This window comes from Pseudomonas trivialis (assembly GCF_036864995.1).
Lineage (GTDB): Bacteria > Pseudomonadota > Gammaproteobacteria > Pseudomonadales > Pseudomonadaceae > Aquipseudomonas > Aquipseudomonas trivialis.
Genome location: NZ_CP142151.1, coordinates 4,521,198 through 4,540,103, shown reverse-complemented (window position 1 = coordinate 4,540,103; position 18,906 = coordinate 4,521,198). Strand labels below are relative to the sequence as shown.

The window sequence follows — 18,906 nt, the reverse complement described above, 5'->3', positions numbered from 1 at the left end:
AATCCGCCGCCATGACTCGATCCCGATCTCCCCGTTCCCGTAAAAAACCTCCTTCCCGTGGCCTGCGCCCATGGCTTGGCTGGGCGCTCAAGCTCGGCCTCGTGGGCCTAGTAGTGCTCGCCGGCTTCGCGGTGTACCTCGATGCGGTGGTGCAGGAGAAGTTCTCCGGCAAGCGCTGGACCATTCCGGCCAAGGTTTACGCCCGCCCGCTGGAGCTGTTTACCGGCCAGAAACTGAGCAAGGACGACTTCCTCACCGAACTCGATGCCCTGGGCTATCGCCGCGAACCCGTGAGCAATGGTCCTGGCGCTGCGGCTGTCAGTGGCAATACCGTCGACCTGAACACGCGCGGCTTCCAGTTCTATGAAGGGCTGGAAAAAGCCCAGCCGGTTCGCGTGCGGTTTTCCGGTGATTACGTGGCCGAGCTGTCGTCGCTCAACGGCTCGAAGCTGCCGGTGGTGCGCCTTGAGCCGCTGATGATCGGTGGGATTTATCCTAAAAACCTGGAAGACCGCATCCTGATCAAGCTCGACCAGGTGCCGCCTTACCTGTTGGAAACCCTGGTCGCCGTGGAAGACCGCGATTTCTATAGCCACTGGGGCGTCTCGCCGAAGTCGATTGCACGCGCCATCTGGATCAACACGTCCGGCGGCAAGATGACCCAGGGCGGCAGTACGCTGACGCAACAATTGGTCAAGAACTTCTACCTCACCAGTGAGCGTAGCCTGACCCGCAAGCTCACCGAAGCCATGATGGCCATGCTGCTGGAGCTGCACTACAGCAAGCAGGAAATTCTCGAGGCGTACCTCAACGAGGTCTTCGTCGGCCAGGACGGCCAGCGCGCGGTGCACGGTTTCGGTCTGGCCAGTCAGTTCTTCTTTGGCCAACCGCTGTCCGAGTTGAAGCTGCATCAAGTCGCGCTGCTGGTGGGCATGGTCAAGGGCCCGTCCTACTACAACCCGCGGCGCAACCCGGAGCGCGCGCTGGAGCGTCGCAACCTGGTCTTGGATGTGCTTGAGCAGCAGGGCGTCGCTACCGCTGAACAGGTCGCTGCGGCGAAGAAAATGCCCCTGGGTGTGACGACTCGCGGCAAGCTGGCGGACAGCTCCTTCCCGGGTTTTATCGATCTGGTCAAACGCCAGTTGCGTGAAGACTACCGTGACGAAGACTTGACTGAAGAGGGCCTGCGCATCTTCACCAGTTTTGACCCGATTCTGCAGATGAAAGCCGAGGCGTCCGTCAACGACACCTTCAAGCGTCTTACCGGGCGTAAAGGCTCCGATGAAGTGGAAGCGGCCATGGTCGTCACCAACCCGGAAACCGGTGAGGTTCAGGCGATGATCGGCAGCCGTCAGGCCAGTTTTGCCGGCTTCAACCGCGCCCTGGATGCGGTGCGGCCGATTGGCTCGCTGGTCAAGCCGGCGGTCTACCTCACGGCGTTGGAAAAACCTAGCAAATACACCCTCACCAGTTGGCTCTCCGATGACCCGTTATCGGTCAAGGGGGCTGACGGCCAGGTGTGGACGCCGCAGAACTTTGATCGACGCTCCCATGGCACGGTGTTCCTCTATCAGGGGCTCGCGCATTCCTACAACATCTCCACCTCGCGGTTGGGCCTCGAAGTGGGCGTGCCGAATGTGCTCAAAACGCTGGCGCGGCTGGGTATCACCCGCGAATTTCCGGCGTTCCCGTCGATCCTGCTGGGTGCGGGTGCGATGACGCCGATGGAAGTTGCGACCATGTACCAGACCCTCGCCAATGGGGGGTTCAATACGCCGATGCGCGGCATTCGCAGCGTGCTGACTGCCGATGGTGAGCCGCTCAAGCGTTACCCATTCCAGATTCAGCAGCGCTTCGATGCAGGCTCCATCTACCTGATCCAGAACGCCATGCAACGCGTGATGCGTGAAGGCACCGGTAGCTCGGTCTATAAAGTCCTGCCCTCGAACCTGACACTGGCGGGCAAGACCGGTACCAGTAACGATTCGCGCGACAGCTGGTTCGCCGGCTTCGGCCAGGATGTGCTGGCGGTGGTGTGGCTGGGTCGCGACGACAACGGCAAGACGCCGTTCACCGGCGCGACCGGTGCGCTGCAGGTGTGGACCAGTTTCATGCGCAAGGCCGATCCGCTGCCGCTGAATATGCCGCAGCCGGACAACATCGTGCAGGCCTGGATTGATCCGCACAGTGGGCAAGGTTCTGATGCCAACTGTCCGGGTGCGGTGCAGATGCCGTATATTCGCGGCAGCGAGCCACCACCCGGTCCCGCATGCGGTGGCAGTGCGCCTGCGGATGCGGATTCGGTGATGGATTGGGTCAAGGGCTGGATGCATTAAGCAAACGAGGGTTTCAAGTGAACAAGTTGTGGATTCCAGCTATTACCGTCCTGGCCTTGCTGGGCGGTTGCTCCAGCGTGCAGCGCGGCTCGATTCCCGTGGTGGATGCGAGCAGCAACGCTTCCAGCAATGACCGGATCTCGGCCAATGGCGGGTTCCGCCAGACCGTGACCAACCGCCCGGCGCAGGCCAAACCTCAGGCAATGCCTCAGGATTCCGGCGTGGTGGTAATGGTGCCGGGCAGCGGCGCCGCCACTGCAGCGCCGATCAGTGCCGAGCCGTGGACACCCGGCCCGAGCAGCTCCGCACCGATCGATACCGCGCCGGTTCAGGCGGCACCGATCAATCAGGGGTCGTACAGCATGCCCTCGTCGCCCAGCGGCGTTCCGTCGTCCTCCGCTGGCGGTGGCTTGTCTGCTGACGAACAACTGGATGGTCCGGTACTGGCCTTGCTCACCACCGCCCAGCAACAGCAGGCTGGTGGCGATTTGAACGGCGCATCCTCGAGCCTTGAACGCGCCCAGCGTGTAGCGCCGCGTGAACCGCAAGTACTGTATCGCCTGGCGCAAGTGCGCATGGCCCAGGGCGATGCGCCGCAAGCCGAACAATTCGCCCGTCGTGGGCTGAGTCTGGCCAACGGTCGTCCCGACCTGCAAGCCAGTCTGTGGGCCTTGATCGGTGATGCGCGTGCGGCCCAGGGCGACGCCGCCGGCGCTGCCCAGGCCCGCCAGAAAGCCAAGGTCAGTCTCTGATGGATGAGCGTTTTCCAGCGATTGCCGAACAGTTATTGCTGATTGAGCGCGAGTTGCGTGTGCAAGGCTGGTGGGATGAGCAATCCCCCAGCGTGGAGGCGCTCAGCAGTGTCGAGCCTTTCTCGGTCGACACACTGGACTTTCACCAGTGGCTGCAGTGGATCTTCCTGGTACGCATGAAGCAGATTCTTGAACAGGATCTGCCATTGCCCAACGCTTCAGGGATCCTGGAGATGGCCGAGATGGTTTATGCCGATCGGCCACGGGAAAGCCTTGGATTGCGCAGTGCGCTGAAAAAGTTCGACCAATTGATCGTCGACGCTCGTTAATTGCCTGGCTGTCGGTTTTTTCGGCAGTCTTGCGCATATTTCTACCGCTTGGCGACATTCAGGCGAGTTTTATCCCTCCTCAAACGCCTTTCTTCTGCGTTCTCATGCGCTTAGTTGGAAAAAAGCGCAATTATTGCTTGACTTGAACGGCCTTAAACAGAAGAATCCAAAGTCCGCTGTATCGGGACTGCCAGAAGCAGGCCCGCTCGGCAGATCATGAGGCGCATATCCGCGCCGACCTGTTACACCCGCAACGCGTTACCTCGCGCTGGGTGGGAAAAGCCCGCAACACTTGGGACGATCCCAATACTTGCTCAGTCAGTGCTGACGTAGTCGGCGACCACCGTCGCTCATGCTCTGTTGAGAAGTAAACCTATTAAGACCCGTCGGTTTTTCAACGGACGGTATTCTGGCGTTTTAGAGGTGAACAACGTGGAGCTTTTATCTGGCGGTGAGATGCTCGTCCGCTTTTTGCGTGACGAAGGCGTCGACTATATCTACGGGTACCCAGGTGGTGCTCTGCTTCATGTTTATGACGCGCTGTTCAAGGAACCGGCTGTTACCCACATCCTGGTTCGCCACGAACAGGCCGCGACCCATATGGCTGACGGTTATGCCCGTGCCACCGGTAAAGCCGGCGTGGTCCTGGTAACGTCCGGTCCAGGCGCAACCAATGCCATTACCGGCATCGCGACTGCGTATATGGATTCCATTCCGATGGTGATCATTTCCGGCCAGGTGGCCAGCACCTTGGTGGGCACCGACGCATTCCAGGAAACCGACATGATCGGTATCTCCCGTCCGATCGTGAAACACAGTTTCATGATCAAGCACGCGTCGGAAATCCCGGAAGTCATGAAGAAGGCGTTCTACCTCGCACAGTCCGGTCGCCCGGGCCCTGTGGTGGTCGATATCCCGAAAGACATGACCAACCCGGCTGAAAAATTCGAATACATCTTTCCGAAGAAAGCCAAGCTGCGTTCCTACAGCCCGGCCGTACGTGGGCACACGGGGCAGATCCGCAAGGCGGCAGAAATGCTCCTGGCGGCCAAGCGCCCAGTGCTTTATTCCGGTGGCGGCGTGATTCTGGGCGGCGGCTCCGCACAGCTGACTGAGCTGGCCAAGCTGCTCAACCTGCCGGTCACCAACACCCTTATGGGCCTCGGCGCATTCCCGGGCACCGACCGTCAGTTCGTCGGTATGCTCGGCATGCACGGCAGCTACACCGCCAACCAGGTCATGCACCACGCCGACGTGATCCTGGCCGTGGGCGCGCGGTTCGATGACCGAGTGATCAACGGCGCGAGCAAATTCTGCCCGAATGCCAAGATCATCCATATCGACATTGATCCGGCATCCATCTCCAAGACCATCAAAGCCGACGTGCCGATCGTGGGACCTGTGGAAAGTGTATTGACCGAAATGGTCGCTGCACTCAAGGATATTGGCGAAGCGCCGAACAAGGAATCCGTCGCCAGTTGGTGGAAGCAGATTGACGAGTGGCGCGGTGATCGCGGCCTGTTCCCTTACAACAAGGGCGACGGCAGCATCATCAAACCGCAGACCGTGATCGAAACCCTGTGCGAAGTGACCAAGGGCGATGCCTTTGTGACCTCCGACGTGGGCCAGCACCAGATGTTCGCGGCGCAGTACTACACCTTCGACAAGCCCAACCGCTGGATCAACTCCGGTGGTCTGGGCACGATGGGTTTTGGTTTTCCTGCGGCCATGGGCGTGAAACTGAGCTTCCCGGATGCCGACGTCGCCTGCGTCACCGGCGAGGGCAGCATCCAGATGAACATTCAGGAATTGTCGACGTGCCTGCAGTACGGCCTTCCAGTGAAGATCGTCTGCCTGAACAACGGCGTGCTGGGTATGGTTCGTCAGTGGCAGGACATGAGCTACGGTAGTCGTCACTCCCATTCCTACATGGAATCGTTGCCGGATTTCGTCAAGTTGGTTGAAGCCTATGGCCACGTCGGCATGCGCATCACCGATCTGAAAGATCTGAAGCCGAAGATGGAAGAGGCATTCGCCATGAAGGACCGCCTGGTGTTCCTCGATATTCAAGTGGACACCAGTGAGCACGTCTATCCGATGCAGATCAAAGACGGCTCCATGCGCGACATGTGGCTGAACAAGACGGAGCGTACTTAATCATGCGGCACATCATCTCCCTGCTTCTGGAGAACGAACCCGGCGCTCTGTCTCGTGTTGTCGGCCTGTTTTCGCAACGCAACTACAACATCGAAAGCCTGACCGTGGCACCGACCGAAGACCCGACGCTGTCGCGCCTGACGTTGACCACCGTGGGTCACGATGAGGTGATCGAGCAGATCACCAAAAACCTCAACAAGCTGATCGAGGTGGTCAAGCTGGTCGACCTGTCTGAAAGTGCCCACATCGAGCGCGAGCTGATGCTGGTCAAGGTCAAGGCTACGGGTGCCCAACGTGCCGAGATCAAGCGGACCACCGACATTTATCGCGGGCAGATCGTCGATGTGAGTGCCAGCGTTTATACCGTTCAACTGACCGGTACCAGCGACAAGCTGGACAGCTTCATCCAGTCGATCGGGACGGCCTCGATTCTGGAAACCGTACGCAGTGGTGTCACCGGGATTGCCCGTGGCGACAAAGTACTCAGCATCTAACCCAAATTAGCGAATGGCCTTACGGCCTGGATATATAGAGGAACCTCATGAAAGTTTATTACGATAAAGATTGTGACCTGTCGATCATCCAGGGCAAGAAAGTCGCCATTATCGGCTACGGTTCCCAGGGGCATGCGCAAGCTTGCAACCTCAAGGATTCCGGCGTTGACGTCACCGTCGGCCTGCGCAAAGGCTCGGCTACCGTTGCCAAGGCTGAGGCCCACGGCCTGAAAGTGACCGACGTGGCTTCCGCCGTGGCAGCTGCCGACGTGGTCATGATCCTGACCCCGGACGAGTTCCAGTCCGCGCTGTACAAGAATGAAATCGAGCCGAACATCAAGAAGGGCGCCACCCTGGCCTTCTCCCACGGCTTCGCGATTCACTACAACCAGGTTGTGCCACGTTCCGACCTCGACGTGATCATGATTGCGCCGAAAGCACCGGGCCACACCGTGCGTTCGGAGTTCGTCAAGGGCGGCGGTATCCCTGACCTGATCGCGATCTACCAGGACGCATCCGGCAATGCCAAAAACGTTGCGCTGTCCTACGCCTCCGGCGTGGGTGGCGGTCGTACCGGCATCATCGAAACCACCTTCAAGGACGAGACCGAAACCGACCTGTTCGGCGAACAGGCCGTGCTGTGCGGCGGCACCGTCGAGCTGGTCAAAGCCGGTTTCGAAACCCTGGTTGAAGCGGGCTACGCGCCGGAAATGGCCTACTTCGAGTGCCTGCACGAACTGAAACTGATCGTTGACCTCATGTACGAAGGCGGTATCGCCAACATGAACTACTCGATCTCCAACAACGCCGAATACGGCGAGTACGTGACTGGCCCGGAAGTGATCAACGCCGAGTCCCGTCAGGCAATGCGCAACGCTCTGAAACGTATTCAGGACGGCGAATACGCCAAAATGTTCATCAGCGAAGGTGCTACCGGCTACCCTTCGATGACTGCCAAGCGTCGCAACAACGCCGCTCACGGTATCGAAGTCATCGGCGAGCAACTGCGCTCCATGATGCCGTGGATCGGTGCCAACAAGATCGTCGACAAAGCCAAGAACTAAGTCGTACGTATCAAGGGAAAACGCGGCCTAGGCCGCGTTTTTTCGTTTGGGGGCGTGTTCTGGTATAAAGCTGCATCGTTTGCGGGCGAACACTCGCCGCAAGTATTTGTCGAATTTTTTCACACCGTTGCAAGGTAAAGTCCATGAGCGAACGTCCCGAAGAGCCAAACCAGGCTTACGACGCCGAAAGCATGCTGCCCATCGATGAACATGTCGAAGAAGGGCATGATGCCGAAGGCCGCAAGGTCCGGCATCGTGGCATCTATCTGCTGCCGAACCTGTTCACCACGGCGAACCTCTTCGCCGGTTTCTACTCCATCATCAATTCGATGAGCGCGCAGAGCGCGCTGGCGGCAGGTGACGCGGCAAGCGCCAGCAAGTATTTTGGCTTTGCCGCCATCGCCATTTTCGTGGCCATGGTGCTGGACGGCCTTGATGGCCGTGTGGCGCGAATGACCAATACCCAGAGCGCCTTCGGCGCCGAGTACGACTCGCTGTCGGACATGGTTGCCTTTGGTGTGGCGCCTGCGCTGCTGGCATTTGCCTGGGCGCTGGGTGACATGGGCAAGGTGGGCTGGATGGTTGCCTTCATTTATGTCGCAGGTGCCGCGTTGCGTCTGGCGCGTTTCAATACCCAAGTCGGCACTGCCGACAAGCGCTACTTCATCGGCCTCGCCAGCCCGGCAGCGGCCGGCGTGGTTGCAGGGATTGTCTGGGCATTCAGTGACTACGGCATCCAGGGTTCGAAAATGTCGTTCCTGGTGGCGCTGATGGTAGCGGCTGCCGGCATGCTTATGGTCAGCAACATCAAGTACAACAGCTTCAAGGAGTTTGACCTCAAGGGGCGGGTGCCTTTCGTGGCCATCCTGGTAGTGGTGCTGGTGTTTGCAGTGGTATTCAGCGATCCGCCGCGCATCTTGCTGCTGGCTTTTCTGGTGTACGCGGCTTCCGGGCCGGTTCAGTACCTGCTGCATATGCGTCGCGACAAAACATTGTCTTAATGTAATTTCCCCCATACTCCGCAGTCTATTGGTGCATCTGTCCTCCAATGCTGCGGAGTTGCCATGTTAATCAAACTGCCTAAAGCGTCCGATTGCCACGAATCGGATGTCACGCCTGAATCCTTTTACCTCTCTCGCCGCAGCATACTTGGCGGTGCGCTTGCCGGTATGGCTGCAGCCAGCCTGCCGCGCTGGGCCAGTGCCGAGGACGCGGCGCGCTATGCCGATGTCGAGCCGGGCAGGGCGCCGAGTTGGTTCACCGAAAAGTTGCCTGGTACGCAATGGAATGCGGTCACCGTCAAGGACGAGGCCATCACGCCTTTCAAGGACGCGACCCATTACAACAATTTCTATGAGTTCGGTACCGATAAGGGTGACCCCGCGAATAACGCGGGTTCACTCAAGACCGAACCCTGGAGTGTGGTGATCGATGGTGAAGTCGGCAAGCCAGGGCGCTATGCCCTGGAAGACTTCATGAAACCCTATCAGTTGGAAGAGCGAATCTACCGTTTACGTTGCGTCGAAGCGTGGTCGATGGTCATTCCCTGGATTGGTTTTCCAATTTCGGCCTTGCTCAAGCAGGTCGAGCCTACGTCCAAGGCCAAGTACATTCGTTTCGAAACCCTGCAAGATCCAAAAAGCATGCCTGGGCAGCGCTCGAATTTCGGCCTGATCGACTGGCCTTATGTAGAAGGGTTGCGCCTGGATGAGGCGATGAACCCGCTGGCGATTCTTGCCGTCGGCATGTATGGGCGTGAGTTGCCCAATCAGAATGGTGCGCCGTTGCGCTTGGTGGTGCCGTGGAAGTACGGCTTCAAGAGTGTGAAGTCCATTGTGCGTATCAGTCTTGTGAGTGAGCAGCCTAAGACGACCTGGCAGAGTATCGCGGCCGATGAGTATGGGTTTTATGCGAACGTGAACCCTACGGTTGACCATCCACGCTGGACGCAGGCCCGGGAGCGGCGGTTGCCGAGTGGCCTGTTCAGCCCGAATGTTCGGGAGACTCAGATGTTCAATGGTTATGGAGATGAGGTCGCTTCTCTATATGCCGACCTGGATTTGCGGAAGAACTACTGATGCGCTATCCCATCTGGCGCATCGGCGTCTTTATTGCAGCGGGTGTATGGCCGTTGTTCTGGCTCTATGAGGCGTGGAGTGCTGCGCTCGGTCCGGATCCGGGCAAAGTCCTAGTTGATCGGCTTGGCCTGGGCACCTTGATTTTGTTGCTGATCACCCTGTCCATGACGCCCCTGCAGAAGCTGAGCGGCTGGGCTGGGTGGATAGCCGTGCGCCGGCAATTGGGGTTGTGGTGTTTTGCTTACGTGGTGCTGCACCTGGCAGCTTATTGCGTGTTCGTGCTCGGGTTGGATTGGTCGCAGCTGGGCGTTGAGTTGCGCAAGCGGCCGTACATTATCGTAGGGGCGTTGGGCTTTGTGGGTTTGCTGGTGCTTGCGGTCACGTCGAATCGCTACAGCCAGCGGCGACTGGGTAGTCGTTGGAAGAAGCTGCATCGTCTGGTGTATGGGGTTCTTGGGCTTGGATTGCTGCACATGTTGTGGATCGCACGGGCAGACCTGAAGGAGTGGGCGATCTATGCCTCTATAGGCGCGTTGCTCCTGGTGCTGCGAATTCCGCCTGTGATGCGCCATATTCCAAGGCTTATTGCGAAAAAACCAGCTTCTGCAACAAAAGTGTAATTAGTGCTTGACGGCAGATTCTGGAAGTCTATAATTCGCCCCACTTCCGGCGCAGTCGAGACGGAAAACTCCTTGGTAAACAAGTAGTTATGTAGGATTCGACAGCGAATTGCTTCAGTTCATCGAAGCCCAGAAGGAGTTGATAGTGCGGTGTTGTTTGGCGCTATTAACGTTTCGATCTTCTCGGTCGAAAGCGCAGAAAAAGAGGTGTTGACAGCAGCGTGTAACGCTGTAGAATTCGCCTCCCGCTGACGAGAGATCGGAAGCGCAAGTGGTTGAAGTTGTTGAAGAATTCTTCGAAAGCTTCTGAAAATAATCACTTGACAGCAAATGAGGCTGCTGTAGAATGCGCGCCTCGGTTGAGACGAAAGATCTTAACCAACCGCTCTTTAACAACTGAATCAAGCAATTCGTGTGGGTGCTTGTGGAGTCAGACTGATAGTCAACAAGATTATCAGCATCACAAGTTACTCCGCGAGAAATCAAAGAATAACCAACGATTGCTGAGCCAAGTTTAGGGTTTCTTAAAAACCCAAAGATGTTTGAACTGAAGAGTTTGATCATGGCTCAGATTGAACGCTGGCGGCAGGCCTAACACATGCAAGTCGAGCGGTAGAGAGAAGCTTGCTTCTCTTGAGAGCGGCGGACGGGTGAGTAATGCCTAGGAATCTGCCTGGTAGTGGGGGATAACGTTCGGAAACGGACGCTAATACCGCATACGTCCTACGGGAGAAAGCAGGGGACCTTCGGGCCTTGCGCTATCAGATGAGCCTAGGTCGGATTAGCTAGTTGGTGGGGTAATGGCTCACCAAGGCGACGATCCGTAACTGGTCTGAGAGGATGATCAGTCACACTGGAACTGAGACACGGTCCAGACTCCTACGGGAGGCAGCAGTGGGGAATATTGGACAATGGGCGAAAGCCTGATCCAGCCATGCCGCGTGTGTGAAGAAGGTCTTCGGATTGTAAAGCACTTTAAGTTGGGAGGAAGGGCAGTTACCTAATACGTGATTGTTTTGACGTTACCGACAGAATAAGCACCGGCTAACTCTGTGCCAGCAGCCGCGGTAATACAGAGGGTGCAAGCGTTAATCGGAATTACTGGGCGTAAAGCGCGCGTAGGTGGTTTGTTAAGTTGGATGTGAAATCCCCGGGCTCAACCTGGGAACTGCATTCAAAACTGACTGACTAGAGTATGGTAGAGGGTGGTGGAATTTCCTGTGTAGCGGTGAAATGCGTAGATATAGGAAGGAACACCAGTGGCGAAGGCGACCACCTGGACTAATACTGACACTGAGGTGCGAAAGCGTGGGGAGCAAACAGGATTAGATACCCTGGTAGTCCACGCCGTAAACGATGTCAACTAGCCGTTGGAAGCCTTGAGCTTTTAGTGGCGCAGCTAACGCATTAAGTTGACCGCCTGGGGAGTACGGCCGCAAGGTTAAAACTCAAATGAATTGACGGGGGCCCGCACAAGCGGTGGAGCATGTGGTTTAATTCGAAGCAACGCGAAGAACCTTACCAGGCCTTGACATCCAATGAACTTTCTAGAGATAGATTGGTGCCTTCGGGAACATTGAGACAGGTGCTGCATGGCTGTCGTCAGCTCGTGTCGTGAGATGTTGGGTTAAGTCCCGTAACGAGCGCAACCCTTGTCCTTAGTTACCAGCACGTAATGGTGGGCACTCTAAGGAGACTGCCGGTGACAAACCGGAGGAAGGTGGGGATGACGTCAAGTCATCATGGCCCTTACGGCCTGGGCTACACACGTGCTACAATGGTCGGTACAGAGGGTTGCCAAGCCGCGAGGTGGAGCTAATCCCACAAAACCGATCGTAGTCCGGATCGCAGTCTGCAACTCGACTGCGTGAAGTCGGAATCGCTAGTAATCGCGAATCAGAATGTCGCGGTGAATACGTTCCCGGGCCTTGTACACACCGCCCGTCACACCATGGGAGTGGGTTGCACCAGAAGTAGCTAGTCTAACCTTCGGGAGGACGGTTACCACGGTGTGATTCATGACTGGGGTGAAGTCGTAACAAGGTAGCCGTAGGGGAACCTGCGGCTGGATCACCTCCTTAATCGACGACATCAGCTGCTCCATAAGTTCCCACACGAATTGCTTGATTCATTGAAGAAGACGATAAGAAGCAGCCTAAATAGGGTTGTAGCTTAGTTGGTTGGAGCGCACCCCATGCTCTGTGGTAAAGAGCAGGGTGAGGTCGGCCTTAGCAGCTCGAAATTGGGTCTGTAGCTCAGTTGGTTAGAGCGCACCCCTGATAAGGGTGAGGTCGGCAGTTCGAGTCTGCCCAGACCCACCAATTTTGTGTGGGAAACGCCTGTAGAAATACGGGGCCATAGCTCAGCTGGGAGAGCGCCTGCCTTGCACGCAGGAGGTCAACGGTTCGATCCCGTTTGGCTCCACCACTACTGCTTCTGTTGTATGAAAGCTTAGAAATGAGCATTCCATTGTGATGATGGTGAATGTTGATTTCTAGTCTTTGATTAGATCGTTCTTTAAAAATTTGGGTATGTGATAGAAAGATAGACTGAACGTTACTTTCACTGGTAACGGATCAGGCTAAGGTAAAATTTGTGAGTTCTCTTAACTGAGAAATTCGAATTTTCGGCGAATGTTGTCTTCACAGTATAACCAGATTGCTTGGGGTTATATGGTCAAGTGAAGAAGCGCATACGGTGGATGCCTTGGCAGTCAGAGGCGATGAAAGACGTGGTAGCCTGCGAAAAGCTTCGGGGAGTCGGCAAACAGACTTTGATCCGGAGATGTCTGAATGGGGGAACCCAGCCATCATAAGATGGTTATCTTACGCTGAATACATAGGCGTAAGAGGCGAACCAGGGGAACTGAAACATCTAAGTACCCTGAGGAAAAGAAATCAACCGAGATTCCCTTAGTAGTGGCGAGCGAACGGGGACTAGCCCTTAAGTGGCTTTGAGATTAGCGGAACGCTCTGGAAAGTGCGGCCATAGTGGGTGATAGCCCTGTACGCGAAAATCTCTTAGTCATGAAATCGAGTAGGACGGAGCACGAGAAACTTTGTCTGAATATGGGGGGACCATCCTCCAAGGCTAAATACTACTGACTGACCGATAGTGAACTAGTACCGTGAGGGAAAGGCGAAAAGAACCCCGGAGAGGGGAGTGAAATAGATCCTGAAACCGTATGCGTACAAGCAGTGGGAGCCCACTTTGTTGGGTGACTGCGTACCTTTTGTATAATGGGTCAGCGACTTATTTTCAGTGGCGAGCTTAACCGAATAGGGGAGGCGTAGCGAAAGCGAGTCTTAATAGGGCGTCTAGTCGCTGGGAATAGACCCGAAACCGGGCGATCTATCCATGGGCAGGTTGAAGGTTGGGTAACACTAACTGGAGGACCGAACCGACTACCGTTGAAAAGTTAGCGGATGACCTGTGGATCGGAGTGAAAGGCTAATCAAGCTCGGAGATAGCTGGTTCTCCTCGAAAGCTATTTAGGTAGCGCCTCATGTATCACTGTAGGGGGTAGAGCACTGTTTCGGCTAGGGGGTCATCCCGACTTACCAAACCGATGCAAACTCCGAATACCTACAAGTGCCGAGCATGGGAGACACACGGCGGGTGCTAACGTCCGTCGTGAAAAGGGAAACAACCCAGACCGTCAGCTAAGGTCCCAAAGTTATGGTTAAGTGGGAAACGATGTGGGAAGGCTTAGACAGCTAGGAGGTTGGCTTAGAAGCAGCCACCCTTTAAAGAAAGCGTAATAGCTCACTAGTCGAGTCGGCCTGCGCGGAAGATGTAACGGGGCTCAAACCATACACCGAAGCTACGGGTATCACGTAAGTGATGCGGTAGAGGAGCGTTCTGTAAGCCTGTGAAGGTGAGTTGAGAAGCTTGCTGGAGGTATCAGAAGTGCGAATGCTGACATGAGTAACGACAATGGGTGTGAAAAACACCCACGCCGAAAGACCAAGGTTTCCTGCGCAACGTTAATCGACGCAGGGTTAGTCGGTCCCTAAGGCGAGGCTGAAAAGCGTAGTCGATGGAAAACAGGTTAATATTCCTGTACTTCTGGTTATTGCGATGGAGGGACGGAGAAGGCTAGGCCAGCTTGGCGTTGGTTGTCCAAGTTTAAGGTGGTAGGCTGAGATCTTAGGTAAATCCGGGATCTTAAGGCCGAGAGCTGATGACGAGTGTTCTTTTAGAACACGAAGTGGTTGATGCCATGCTTCCAAGAAAAGCTTCTAAGCTTCAGGTAACCAGGAACCGTACCCCAAACCGACACAGGTGGTTGGGTAGAGAATACCAAGGCGCTTGAGAGAACTCGGGTGAAGGAACTAGGCAAAATGGCACCGTAACTTCGGGAGAAGGTGCGCCGGTGAGGGTGAAGGACTTGCTCCGTAAGCTCATGCCGGTCGAAGATACCAGGCCGCTGCGACTGTTTATTAAAAACACAGCACTCTGCAAACACGAAAGTGGACGTATAGGGTGTGACGCCTGCCCGGTGCCGGAAGGTTAATTGATGGGGTTAGCTAACGCGAAGCTCTTGATCGAAGCCCCGGTAAACGGCGGCCGTAACTATAACGGTCCTAAGGTAGCGAAATTCCTTGTCGGGTAAGTTCCGACCTGCACGAATGGCGTAACGATGGCGGCGCTGTCTCCACCCGAGACTCAGTGAAATTGAAATCGCTGTGAAGATGCAGTGTATCCGCGGCTAGACGGAAAGACCCCGTGAACCTTTACTATAGCTTTGCACTGGACTTTGAATTTGCTTGTGTAGGATAGGTGGGAGGCTTTGAAGCGTGGACGCCAGTCTGCGTGGAGCCAACCTTGAAATACCACCCTGGCAACTTTGAGGTTCTAACTCAGGTCCGTTATCCGGATCGAGGACAGTGTATGGTGGGTAGTTTGACTGGGGCGGTCTCCTCCTAAAGAGTAACGGAGGAGTACGAAGGTGCGCTCAGACCGGTCGGAAATCGGTCGTAGAGTATAAAGGCAAAAGCGCGCTTGACTGCGAGACAGACACGTCGAGCAGGTACGAAAGTAGGTCTTAGTGATCCGGTGGTTCTGTATGGAAGGGCCATCGCTCAACGGATAAAAGGTACTCCGGGGATAACAGGCTGATACCGCCCAAGAGTTCATATCGACGGCGGTGTTTGGCACCTCGATGTCGGCTCATCACATCCTGGGGCTGAAGCCGGTCCCAAGGGTATGGCTGTTCGCCATTTAAAGTGGTACGCGAGCTGGGTTTAGAACGTCGTGAGACAGTTCGGTCCCTATCTGCCGTGGACGTTTGAGATTTGAGAGGGGCTGCTCCTAGTACGAGAGGACCGGAGTGGACGAACCTCTGGTGTTCCGGTTGTCACGCCAGTGGCATTGCCGGGTAGCTATGTTCGGAATAGATAACCGCTGAAAGCATCTAAGCGGGAAACTAGCCTCAAGATGAGATCTCACTGGAACCTTGAGTTCCCTGAAGGGCCGTCGAAGACTACGACGTTGATAGGTTGGGTGTGTAAGCGCTGTGAGGCGTTGAGCTAACCAATACTAATTGCCCGTGAGGCTTGACCATATAACACCCAAGCAATTTGACTACTCCTGACTTGGAAACAAGCAGAAGCATCAGATTGCGGTGTGTGAAGACGAGATGAACCGAAAGTTCGACGCTCACAAAACACCGACAGCTGTCACATACCCAATTTGCTGAAGCGAGGCCATCTGGTCGCGACTCAGTACCCGAATTTCTTGACGACCATAGAGCATTGGAACCACCTGATCCCATCCCGAACTCAGTAGTGAAACGATGCATCGCCGATGGTAGTGTGGGGTTTCCCCATGTGAGAGTAGGTCATCGTCAAGATTAAATTCCGAAACCCCATTTGCTAAAGCAGATGGGGTTTTGTTTTGGGCGATTGGAAAGTCAGGCTTTACGCTTAAAACGCCAATGTCAGCCGAGCATTCAACGACTGATCTGACGTGTTGCTGCTCACCTGACCGTCATAACTCAAACCCACGCTCAAGGTATCGCTCAATCCAAGATCGACGCCCACGCCGATTACTGCTGCACTGCGGGCAATCGGTGCGCCGGTCAATTCGAAGGTGTCGCCACCGCTGAAGGCAGCACGGCTCTCTGGCGTCACATCGCCATAGGCACGACGCCAGCCCAGCATGGCGTTAGGCTTGACCGCGACGCTGCCAGCATTCAAATGAGTGGTTGCACGCAGGCCCAGCGTACTGAAGGTGATGTGATTGTCCTGAGACTTGTTCTCCAGCGTGATCAGGTTGCTGTTCTCATCGAAGGAATCGGTGTCCAGCTGCACATGCGCCAGGTTGGCGAAGGGTTCGAGCAGCGCGTTACCCAGTTCGATGGAGTAACCCAGTTCGCCGAAGACCTGGTTGGTCGCCGCCTTGTAATCCTCTTTGAAATGCTCGGAAGATCCTGGCAAGTCCAGCGTGCGCTTGGCCGTCAGCTCATGCCAGGTGCGCACCGCGCCAAGGCGCAAACCCAGTTGGCCCCACTTGGCGCCCCCATAGATGCCCAAGTGATAGTTGTCACTGTCAGTGGAGCCGGATGCATGACGCAGATCGAAACTGCTGTTGCTCACGCCAGCCAGCGCGCCCACGCGCCACGTGTCATCGAGCGGTATATCAACGCCGAACAGCAGCCCGCTGGTATGACTGTCGAGTCCCGAGACTTCACGGCTACTGTCGGTTTTCCCGGTCGCGCCAATGGCTTGAGTCCACACCACTCCACGCGAAGCATCCCCGACCAGTGTTTGCGCCGTGCTGCCGAATGCCTGCGCCGACTGCGATTGTTGCAAGCGATCATTCATGGCATTACGCACCAGTCGGCTGTCTTCAATCAACGCCGTCTGCGTTGAAGCATGCAGCTCATTGGACAACGCCTTGAACGTGGCTTGTGCCGTCGGCGCGTCATCCTGTACCACCTGACGCCACAGCGCATTGCCTGCCCCCGCGCTGTCCAGCCCTTGCGCGACAGCTCTGGCATTGCGGGTCGTCGCCAGGCTGGAGAAGCTCTGTGCGTTACGATCAAGCGTCAGGCCCACATCGGTAGCTGTGTAGTTCAACGTTGGGGTGAGGAATGCGAAGTTGGTTTGCACAGGAGCAAACGCACCGCTTACGCCGCCGGCTGCCGAGAGGATCGAGTAACGGCTTGCGGCCAGCCAGTTACCGCCTTCAACCAGCGACAATGTGCTGTTATTGATGTTTGCACGACCGCTGGCGACGATGCGATCAGCATTGCCGGCAGCGTCGGATTCCACCTGATAGACCGCACCCTGAGCAAGGTTGACGTCACCCTTGACGTTCAGTTGCCCGACCGAATTGCCCGGCGCCACCACGCCACCCTGAGCGATATTGATGCCGCCAACAATGCCGTTGCCACCCAGCGTTGCGCCTTGCTGCACACTGACGAGCGAGTTACCCAGATTGCCGTTTACGGCCAGGCGGCCGGCTTGCACAGTCGTCGCACCCGACAGACTGCTATTGCCGGTCAGGTTCAGCGACCCCGCACCCCGCTTGATCAGCGCACCGTTGCCCGCCAGCGTGTTGCCGAGGGTGTCGTTGGTTGACTGATCGACCACCAGTGTTGCGTTATCGGTGATCGCTCCGCTGCCGAACGCCTGCGCGTGACCGGTCAGAACCCCGCCATTGATCACCGTGCCGCCCGAGTAAGTGTTATTACCGGTCAGTATCAGGTTGCCGCTACCGTTCTTGATCAGCGCGCCACTGCCGCTGATATCGTTGCGCCAGGCGTCAATGGCGTTATAGCCACCGAGGCTGGCGTCCATGTTCACTGTGACGTTGGAATTGAACGCCGCGAAACCATCGCCCGCCGCGTACAGGTTCAATCGGCCATAGCCGCCTGACTGATCGATCACCGCATAGCCTGAGGCAATTTCAGTCGTCGCCAGAATCTCGCGGCGCTGGTTAGCGTCCAGATAAGGAAAGCGCGTTTCCAACAGCACTTCGGCGTTAACCGGCACTACCGGAGCCAGGTTGGTCGCGCCCACAGGATCGAATCCGTAAGTCATGCGCGACGTATACAGCGCCTTGTCCTGAGCGTGCTGAGAGGTACGGTCAGTGGCCGGGTCGATGGTGGCCAGGCAGTTATTAACATTGCCGCCGCATTGCGCAGTGAAATACGCCAGCGCCTGTGCCCGCGCATCGGCGCGCAGTTGAGCATTGGCCGGGTTGGACAAGTTATCGATGGCGAAATACGTTGCGGTAATGCGCCCACCGATCACGTCGAAAGGCGAATGCATGCCCGCTTCAATACGGTTGTCACCGATTTCCGACGCGCGCAGCATGAGTTCGCTGAAACGTTCGGGAATCGCGTAGGCCAGTGCGTAGGAGGACAAGTACGCAGCGTTGGTATGACCGCTGGGGAATCCCGAATCGCTGGCTGGCGTCGTGCTCTTGACCGGCCGCAGCGAAGGCTGCACCACGAACTCCAGGCTTTGACCATCCAGGCTCTGCCGCCAGGGGCGGGGATACAGATAGTGGGATTTGGCAGGCGTGGTGGACGCGTCGTTACGCAACGCACCGACCAGATCGACCACCTTGCCCAGCGCCGAAGACGAGCTGCCGGCACCGTTGCCCTTGTCGTCGTACCTGATGGTTTTGTTGCTGTCGTCGAATTGCGTGATGGTCGTGAAAGCGCCAGCGCCTGCCTTGTAGGCAGCGCTCAACGAACCAAGCCCGCTGATGGCGCTGTAGCTCTGGTCACGGCGATCATCGAAGTAGGCGGCGGTTTCCTGCGCAACAGTACGAGCGTTGGCGCGGTCGAGCACGATTTGCAGGTTGCGCCTGAGTAATCCCTGACCCAGCGCGGTCGGCGTGCCGGTATCCCAGGTCGCGCCGGTCGTCCACAGCGTGCCGAAGCCGGAGAGCAGATCAACACCGTTGATGCTGTCGTCCCCCGCACGGCTCGCTGCCTGAACCGACACGGCAAGCAATGAAAGTAGCAATGAAGACGCCATTATCTGGGCAGTTTGGGTGTTGGATCGCATAGCCTTCGCCTTCACTCTATCGGGATAAGGCGCCGACCCTAGCAAGCAGG

Annotated in this window: 10 protein-coding genes, 2 tRNA genes and 3 rRNA genes; 14 read left to right on the top strand and 1 reads right to left on the bottom strand. The window is 56.6% G+C overall.

The genetic code is table 11. From position 1 onward, the window contains the following. The first annotated feature begins 11 nt into the window (after positions 1-11). From mrcB to rrf, 14 genes are all read left to right on the top strand, one after another. Entirely contained in the window at positions 12-2,336 is a 2,325-nt protein-coding gene (gene mrcB / locus VRB54_RS19985; RefSeq protein ID WP_338478491.1) for a penicillin-binding protein 1B, read from the top strand. Between the two features lie 17 nt (positions 2,337-2,353). Next, positions 2,354-3,088, top strand: a complete 735-nt coding sequence (locus tag VRB54_RS19980) for a tetratricopeptide repeat protein (protein ID WP_338478490.1) — start codon at positions 2,354-2,356, stop codon at positions 3,086-3,088. Beyond that, positions 3,088-3,417 (top strand): YqcC family protein, encoded by a 330-nt coding sequence (locus VRB54_RS19975; RefSeq protein ID WP_338478489.1) that lies wholly within the window; start codon positions 3,088-3,090, stop codon positions 3,415-3,417. Before VRB54_RS19980 ends, VRB54_RS19975 begins: the two co-directional genes overlap by 1 nt. Before the next feature lie 432 nt (positions 3,418-3,849). Further along, positions 3,850-5,574 (top strand): acetolactate synthase 3 large subunit, encoded by a 1,725-nt coding sequence (locus VRB54_RS19970; RefSeq protein ID WP_338478488.1) that lies wholly within the window; start codon positions 3,850-3,852, stop codon positions 5,572-5,574. Positions 5,575-5,576: 2 nt separating this feature from the next. Continuing rightward, positions 5,577-6,068 carry an acetolactate synthase small subunit gene (gene ilvN, locus VRB54_RS19965; protein WP_003176102.1) on the top strand — a complete coding sequence of 164 codons (492 nt, stop codon included), beginning with the start codon at positions 5,577-5,579 and terminating at the stop codon, positions 6,066-6,068. Between the two features lie 47 nt (positions 6,069-6,115). Then, positions 6,116-7,132, top strand: a complete 1,017-nt coding sequence (gene ilvC / locus VRB54_RS19960) for a ketol-acid reductoisomerase (RefSeq protein WP_338478487.1) — start codon at positions 6,116-6,118, stop codon at positions 7,130-7,132. 143 nt (positions 7,133-7,275) lie between these two features. Further along, the gene (gene pssA, locus VRB54_RS19955) at positions 7,276-8,133 is read left to right on the top strand and encodes a CDP-diacylglycerol--serine O-phosphatidyltransferase (protein ID WP_003234985.1); all 858 of its coding nucleotides are present in this window, start codon (positions 7,276-7,278) and stop codon (positions 8,131-8,133) included. 63 nt (positions 8,134-8,196) lie between these two features. Then, on the top strand, positions 8,197-9,210 hold the full coding sequence (gene msrP, locus VRB54_RS19950) for a protein-methionine-sulfoxide reductase catalytic subunit MsrP (RefSeq protein ID WP_338478486.1): 1,014 nt from the start codon (positions 8,197-8,199) through the stop codon (positions 9,208-9,210). After that, entirely contained in the window at positions 9,210-9,830 is a 621-nt protein-coding gene (msrQ, locus tag VRB54_RS19945; protein ID WP_338478485.1) for a protein-methionine-sulfoxide reductase heme-binding subunit MsrQ, read from the top strand. Before msrP ends, msrQ begins: the two co-directional genes overlap by 1 nt. Positions 9,831-10,374: 544 nt before the next feature. After that, positions 10,375-11,911: ribosomal RNA gene (locus tag VRB54_RS19940) — 16S ribosomal RNA — on the top strand. 163 nt (positions 11,912-12,074) lie between these two features. Further along, positions 12,075-12,151: transfer RNA gene (locus VRB54_RS19935), tRNA-Ile, on the top strand. Between the two features lie 30 nt (positions 12,152-12,181). After that, a tRNA-Ala gene (locus VRB54_RS19930) sits at positions 12,182-12,257 on the top strand. 247 nt (positions 12,258-12,504) lie between these two features. After that, positions 12,505-15,396 (top strand): 23S ribosomal RNA (locus VRB54_RS19925). Between the two features lie 172 nt (positions 15,397-15,568). After that, positions 15,569-15,684 (top strand): 5S ribosomal RNA (gene rrf, locus VRB54_RS19920). Together the 16S, 23S and 5S rRNA genes with 2 tRNA genes alongside form the textbook arrangement of a ribosomal RNA operon. Before the next feature lie 73 nt (positions 15,685-15,757). On the opposite strand, the gene VRB54_RS19915 is transcribed toward rrf, so the two are convergent. Then, a complete protein-coding gene (locus VRB54_RS19915) occupies positions 15,758-18,826 on the bottom strand; it encodes an autotransporter domain-containing protein (RefSeq protein WP_338481136.1) in 3,069 nt (1,022 codons plus the stop codon). Positions 18,827-18,906 lie beyond the last annotated feature (80 nt).